The organism is Paraburkholderia elongata (assembly GCF_013177735.1).
Lineage (GTDB): Bacteria > Pseudomonadota > Gammaproteobacteria > Burkholderiales > Burkholderiaceae > Paraburkholderia > Paraburkholderia elongata.
This window is the reverse complement of the sequence record NZ_WOEZ01000195.1, coordinates 90,536-96,800: the sequence shown is the minus strand read 5'-3', so window position 1 is coordinate 96,800 and position 6,265 is coordinate 90,536. Positions and strand designations below refer to the sequence as shown.

The 6,265-nt window shown below is 61.6% G+C and carries 6 protein-coding genes and 2 tRNA genes; 3 read left to right on the top strand and 5 right to left on the bottom strand.

Annotated features, from left to right (window positions below; genetic code table 11):
- Positions 1-30 precede the first annotated feature (30 nt).
- The 5 genes from GNZ13_RS35130 to fdxA form a co-directional block, all read right to left on the bottom strand.
- Positions 31-858, bottom strand: coding sequence for a helix-turn-helix transcriptional regulator (locus GNZ13_RS35130; protein ID WP_172173100.1), 828 nt, complete (start codon positions 856-858; stop codon positions 31-33).
- Positions 859-1,029: 171 nt separating this feature from the next.
- The gene (locus tag GNZ13_RS35125) at positions 1,030-1,506 is read right to left on the bottom strand and encodes a CreA family protein (RefSeq protein WP_172173098.1); all 477 of its coding nucleotides are present in this window, start codon (positions 1,504-1,506) and stop codon (positions 1,030-1,032) included.
- A 256-nt stretch (positions 1,507-1,762) separates the two neighbouring features.
- Positions 1,763-1,838: transfer RNA gene (locus tag GNZ13_RS35120), tRNA-Asn, on the bottom strand.
- Positions 1,839-1,900: 62 nt separating this feature from the next.
- A tRNA-Asn gene (locus GNZ13_RS35115) sits at positions 1,901-1,976 on the bottom strand.
- A 116-nt stretch (positions 1,977-2,092) separates the two neighbouring features.
- Positions 2,093-2,416, bottom strand: coding sequence for a ferredoxin FdxA (gene fdxA, locus GNZ13_RS35110; RefSeq protein WP_020069367.1), 324 nt, complete (start codon positions 2,414-2,416; stop codon positions 2,093-2,095).
- Positions 2,417-2,696: 280 nt separating this feature from the next.
- Between fdxA and pncB the strand changes: the two genes are divergently transcribed.
- The 3 genes from pncB (at position 2,697) to GNZ13_RS35095 (ending at position 6,243) form a co-directional block, all read left to right on the top strand.
- On the top strand, positions 2,697-3,893 hold the full coding sequence (pncB, locus tag GNZ13_RS35105) for a nicotinate phosphoribosyltransferase (protein WP_172173096.1): 1,197 nt from the start codon (positions 2,697-2,699) through the stop codon (positions 3,891-3,893).
- Between the two features lie 192 nt (positions 3,894-4,085).
- Complete coding sequence (locus GNZ13_RS35100) at positions 4,086-4,748, top strand: LutC/YkgG family protein (protein WP_172173094.1); 663 nt, start codon at positions 4,086-4,088, stop codon at positions 4,746-4,748.
- 67 nt (positions 4,749-4,815) lie between these two features.
- Positions 4,816-6,243, top strand: a complete 1,428-nt coding sequence (locus GNZ13_RS35095; protein ID WP_172173092.1) for a sodium:proton antiporter — start codon at positions 4,816-4,818, stop codon at positions 6,241-6,243.
- Positions 6,244-6,265 lie beyond the last annotated feature (22 nt).

The window sequence follows — 6,265 nt, the reverse complement described above, 5'->3', positions numbered from 1 at the left end:
TTCTTGCGGTGAGCAGGGGCGAAGCTTGCGTCAGGCGCCTTGCCAGCGTCCCGGCGGTACCCCGAACATGCGCCGGAAATGGCGCGTGAAATGACTTTGGTCCGTGAAACCACTCGCTGCGGCGACATCTGTCACGGAGACACCCGCACGCAACGGTGCGAGCGAGCGTTGCAGGCGTACCTGGTTGCGCCACGCGTGCGGCGGCAGGCCGGTAGCCTGGTTGAAAAGGCGCGCGGCGTGAAAGGGCGACAGTCCCGCCGCCCGCGCAACTTCGGCCAGCGTGACAGGTTCGGCGAGGTCGCCGGTCAGGCGCTCCTGCATTGTCGCGACGCGGGCGTCGTCGGCGGCGAGGCGCGACGGTTCCGGCTGCGTTTGCGAGTAGCGGACCAGCAAGGCGGACAACGCGTCGAGCATCGCGGCCTCGGCGGCGAGCGGATCGTTGCCCGCCTCCAGCAGACAGTGCGCGCGCGCCAGCCGCTGCGCCAGATCGGGATCGCGGATCACGCCCGGCGCGAACCACGGCAAGGCTTGCGGCTTGCCGGCGACTTCATTGGCGAGATCGTGAATGAAATCCACGGGTGCATACATCACGCGATACCGCCAGCCTGCCTCGACAGCCTTGGAGCCCGTGTGCAACTCGCCGGGATTGATGATCGGCACGCTGCCCGCTTCGGCGACATAGTCCGAGCCGCGATACCGATAGCCCTCGGCGCCCGCGACGATCACCGGAATCGTGTACGCATCGTGCCAATGCGGTGTGAACTCGTGATCGTGATATTCGGCCGTGAGCAGATCCGCACCGGGCAAAAGCGGCGTGCGCCAGTAGCGGGCGGAATCCTGGAAGCGATGGGCGGTCATGGTGAAAGTCCGGTGGTCCGGTGGCCCGGCAATCCGGCGATCCGGTGGTCCGGCGGTGGTGCAATCCGGTGGTCCGGCTGGAGCGGTCAGTGTAGCGCGACGTGGCCGCTGCCGGTGCCGTTACTCATGTGTGCATGCCTTTCCGTAGCAAGTTTTGCCGTAGGGCGGCGATTACTTGACCGGGATCGTCGTGCCGGCCGGAATCGGCACGGCGCTCACGCTATTTTTCGCGCTGCCGCTGACGATGCGGTCGCTGTAGGTCATGTACACCAGCGTGTTGCGCTTCGCATCGACCACCCGCACGACATGCAGCGATTTGAAGATCAGCGACATGCTCACGGAGAACACGTCGGCCTGCTTTTTCACAGGCCCCGTGAATTGAATCGTGCCGACCTGACGGCAGGCGATCGACGCTTCGGTCGGATCTTCGGCAATGCCGAGCGTGCCCTTGACGCCGCCGGTGCGCGCCCGCGACACGTAGCAGGTCACACCCTGGACCAACGGATCGTCATAGGCTTCAACGACCACGCGGTCGGAGCCCGTGACGCGGAAGTTGGTATTGACGCTGCCGACTTCTTCGCTGTGTGCCGGAGACAGCAGCAGGGCGGTGGTGACTGCAAGCGCGATGCGCAACAAGATCGGTTTCATGAGATGGCCGGGAATGAGCGTTTGGGTTGGGCGCGAGAGGGCGTTGCGCCGACAAGACGCCATCGTATAACGGTGTGCCCGTCAGAGGGTCAGTGCAAATGCCCCGGTCTTGCGCTACCTTCCGGCCGGAACAAACGGTCGTCCCCCGACTCAGCCACCTGATCCGGCGTTGCAACGGGCCCGGCCAAAACGTCAGGCGGAAACGCCAGACCAAAAACAAAAAGGCCCGCACGAATGCGGGCCTTCTAAATTTTTTTGGCTCCTCGACCTGGGCTCGAACCAGGGACCTACGGATTAACAGTCCGGCGCTCTACCGACTGAGCTATCGAGGAACAGCAGTACAACTTGATCTACATAAAAAAGCCCGTAGTGGTTAACGGGCTTTTGCAATTCTTGGCTCCTCGACCTGGGCTCGAACCAGGGACCTACGGATTAACAGTCCGGCGCTCTACCGACTGAGCTATCGAGGAACAGAACAACAACAGCAGAGAAACGAAATTGTAGGGGCAGCTTAAGCACCTGTCAATACCTTGCGTTCATCTCGATTTGCGTCGAATTTGGCAAGGCGGGTGACAGGCCGCGCCGCTCAGCGTGCGAGCAGGGCCAGCTTTTCCTTCACGTCCTTGAATTCGTCGGCTTCCGGCAGCGGCGCCTTGGTCTTGGTGATGCTCGGCCAGTTCTTCGCCAGATCGGCATTCAGCTCGATGAAGTTCTGCTGGTCGCCCGGCACGTCTTCTTCGGCATAAATGGCATTCACCGGGCACTCGGCCACGCACACAGCGCAGTCGATGCATTCATCGGGGTCGATCGCGAGGAAGTTGGGACCTTCGCGAAAGCAGTCCACCGGGCACACATCGACGCAGTCGGTATAGCGGCACTTGATGCAGCTTTCGGTCACAACGTGAGTCATTCAGGCAGCTCCTGCATGCGGAATCAGGGAAGGCGAAACGCCAAAAGGGATATTGTAACGTAACGTCAAGAGCCGCATGCAGCATCGGGCAATGGCTTTTATACGTTTTCGTGATTAGTTTATGGCGTCCGGCGAGAGCCGCCCGCCGGCACGCTGAATCCGGGCGCATTCGGGTAACATGCGTCAAGTCGGCGCGCACGGGGCGCACCGCACGCGCATGGGTTGACGCGTTTGGTCGAGCCAAGCCTTCCGTTTTTCCTGCAGTCCAGTTCGCACCATCATGATTATTACTTCGCTGCTCGACACCGATCTGTACAAGTTCACGATGATGCAAGTGGTGTTGCATCACTTTCCCGCGGCGAATGTCGAGTACCGGTTTCGCTGCCGCACGCCGAATGTCGATCTCGTGCCGTATATCGGCGAGATTCGCGATGAAGTGCGCAAGCTCTGCGATCTGCGCTTCACCGACGACGAGCTCGATTACCTGCGGCGCATGCGCTTCATCAAGGGCGACTTCATCGAGTTTCTCGCGCTGTTCCATCTGAACGAGAAATACATTTCGATCGAACCGTCGCCGAAGGGCAATGGCGAAATCGATATCGAGATCAAGGGGCCGTGGCTACACACGATCCTGTTCGAAATCCCGATGCTCGCGATCGTCAACGAGGTCTATTTCCGCAACACCCAGCAGAAACCCGATTACAGCGAGGGGCGGGGCCGCCTCGTCGAAAAGATCAAGCTGCTGGGCGCGCGCCCGGAATTCGCCGACTGCAAGATCGCCGACTACGGCACGCGCCGCCGCTTCTCGAAGCAATGGCACGAAGAAGTGATCCTCACGCTGAAAGACGGCCTCGGCGAACAATTCGCCGGCACCAGCAACGTCTTCTACGCGATGAAGCACAGCCTCACGCCGCTCGGCACGATGGCGCATGAATACCTGCAGGCGTGCCAGGCGCTCGGTCCGCGGCTGCGCGATTCGCAGATCTTCGGCTTCGAGATGTGGGCGAAGGAGTATCGCGGCGACCTGGGTATTGCCCTGTCGGACGTGTACGGCATGGAGGCGTTCCTGCGCGACTTCGACATGTACTTCTGCAAGCTGTTCGACGGCGCGCGCCACGATTCCGGCGATCCGTTCGACTGGGGCGAGCGCCTGCTCAAGCACTACGAGGCCAACCGCTGCGACCCGCGCACCAAGATCCTCGTGTTCTCCGACGCGCTCGACATTCCGAAGGTGCTGCAACTGTACGAGCGTTTCCGCGGCCGCTGCAAGCTGGCATTCGGCGTAGGAACCAATCTGACAAACGATCTGGGCTACAACCCGTTGCAGATCGTCATCAAGATGGTTCGCTGCAACGGCCAGCCGGTGGCGAAGCTGTCGGATTCGCCGGGCAAGAACATGTGCGAAGACAAAGCCTATCTCGCGTATCTGCGTCAGGTGTTCGGCATTGCGCAGCCCGAGGAAGACGCTGCGAAGTAATGCGGCACCCGCGCGGCTCACATGCGACTTATGTGCAACTCAGGTGCCGATACCTCACGGAGATCACGCTTGCCGCGTGCTCGATACGTAGCCGATATGCGGCCATAGGCCGTTCGGTCAGGGTATTCGCGCGCAGGGTGGCCGGTATAATCCTCGCCATATCGCACGGCTGTCGACACGAGGATTTCGCATATGGATACATCGATTGCCCGCCGTAACATCCTGGCGCGCATCCGCGCAGCGCAGGGGCGCGAGCCTGAGCCGTCCGCTTCGGAGCGCGAGGCGGCTGCGGATTATCTGGCGCGCCATCCCCAAGGCCCGCGTCCGGAGATGCCGGCCGATCTGACCACGCGCTTCATCGAAGAAGCGCAGAAAATGGCGACTACTGTCGATACGGTCGAAACGCTGAGCGAGGTGCCGTCCGCCGCGCATCGCTACCTCACTGAACACGCTTTGCCGCTGCAGGCAATCGCATGGCAAACCCTGCAAGACCTGCCATGGGCCGAAGCTGGCCTCAACGTCGAATTCCGCAAACCTGAAGACGGCGACGTGGTCGGGCTCACCGGCTGCTTCTGTGCGACCGCGGAGACGGGCACCCTCGTTCTATTGTCCGGGCCGGAAACCTACGCATCGGCAGGCTTGCTGCCGGAAACGCATATAGCGATCGTGCCGGCGTCGCGCATCGTCTCAGGGCATGAGGAGGCGTTCGGGCTGATCCGCAGCGAACGCGGTGAACTTCCGCGTGCGGTCAATTTCGTCTCCGGGCCGTCGCGCACCGGTGACATCGAACAGACTATCGTGCTTGGCGCACATGGACCTTATCGGGTGCATGTGATCGTCGTGCGTGGCGCCTGAGCGCGACGAGCGTCGGTGTCTCTTCGCGGCGTGCACTGTCGCCCGCGGTAACAAGGACTTCAAAAATATGAAACGACATGCCGTAGGGTCGAGCATGGTGCTCGCCGCTGCACTGACGCTGGCGGTTTGGCCTCGACTGGCCTCGGCGGCTACGCTCGACCGCGCGACTTTGTCGGCGCTGTGGGGTCTGCCGTTTGCGGGCGTGTTGTTGTCGATCGCGGTGTTCCCGCTGGTCGTGCCGGCATTCTGGCATCACCATTTCGGCAAGATCGCGGCAGTGTGGGCGCTACTGTTCCTGGTGCCGTTTGCGCTTACCTTCGGTACGGGCATTGCATTCGGTACGCTGGTCCATGCGGTGCTCGAAGAATATATCCCGTTCATCGTGTTGTTGACGGCGCTCTATACGGTCGCAGGCGGCATCTGTGTGCGCGGCAATCTGCATGGCACGCCGCGGCTGAATACCGCAATTCTCGCGCTGGGTACCTTGTTGGCCAGCATCATGGGTACGACTGGCGCGGCGATGCTGCTGATCCGCCCATTGCTGCGCGCCAACGACAACCGCAAGCATGTCGTTCATGTCGTGGTGTTCTTCATCTTTCTGGTAGCAAACGCGGGCGGTTCGTTGTCGCCGCTCGGCGACCCGCCGCTCTTTCTCGGCTTCCTGCAAGGTGTCAGTTTTTTCTGGACCACCACGCATCTGGCGTTGCCGATGCTGTTCGTTTGCGTCGTGCTGTTGGCCGCGTTCTATGCATTGGACTCGTACTATTTTCATCGGCGTGAAGAAGAGCGCTCGCGCTTTCTCGATCCGACGCCCGATTCGCCGCCGCTGGGCATCGACGGCAAGATCAACTTCGTACTTCTCGCCGCCGTGATCGCGCTGGTTTTGATGAGCGGACTCTGGAAGTCGGACGTCGTGTTCGACGTCTTTGGTACGCACGTCGCGTTGCAAAATGCCGTGCGCGATGTCGCGCTGATCGGTGTCACCTTTCTCTCGCTGGCGCTGACGCCGCGCGCGGCACGCGCGGGCAATGACTTCAACTGGGCGCCGATCGAAGAGGTCGCCAAACTGTTTGCCGGTATCTTCGTGACGATCGCACCGGTCATCACGATCCTGCGTGCCGGCGAGGCGGGCGCGTTTGCCGGCATCGTCCATCTGGTTAATCCGTCCGGCCAGCCGCACGACATGATGTACTTCTGGGCGACCGGCCTGCTATCGTCGTTTCTCGACAATGCACCGACCTACCTGGTGTTCTTCAACCTGGCCGGCGGCGACGCGCAGACGCTGATGACCACCGGCGCCACCACGCTCGCGGCGATCTCGGCCGGCGCGGTGTTCATGGGCGCCAACACGTATATCGGCAATGCGCCGAATTTCATGGTGAAAGCGATCGCGGAATCGCGCGGCGTTCGCATGCCGAGCTTTTTCGCGTATCTCGGCTGGTCGGTTGTGGTGCTCATCCCGCTGTTTCTCGTCACCGGCGGGCTGTTTTTTTGACGGCTGGGTTTCACGCTTATTT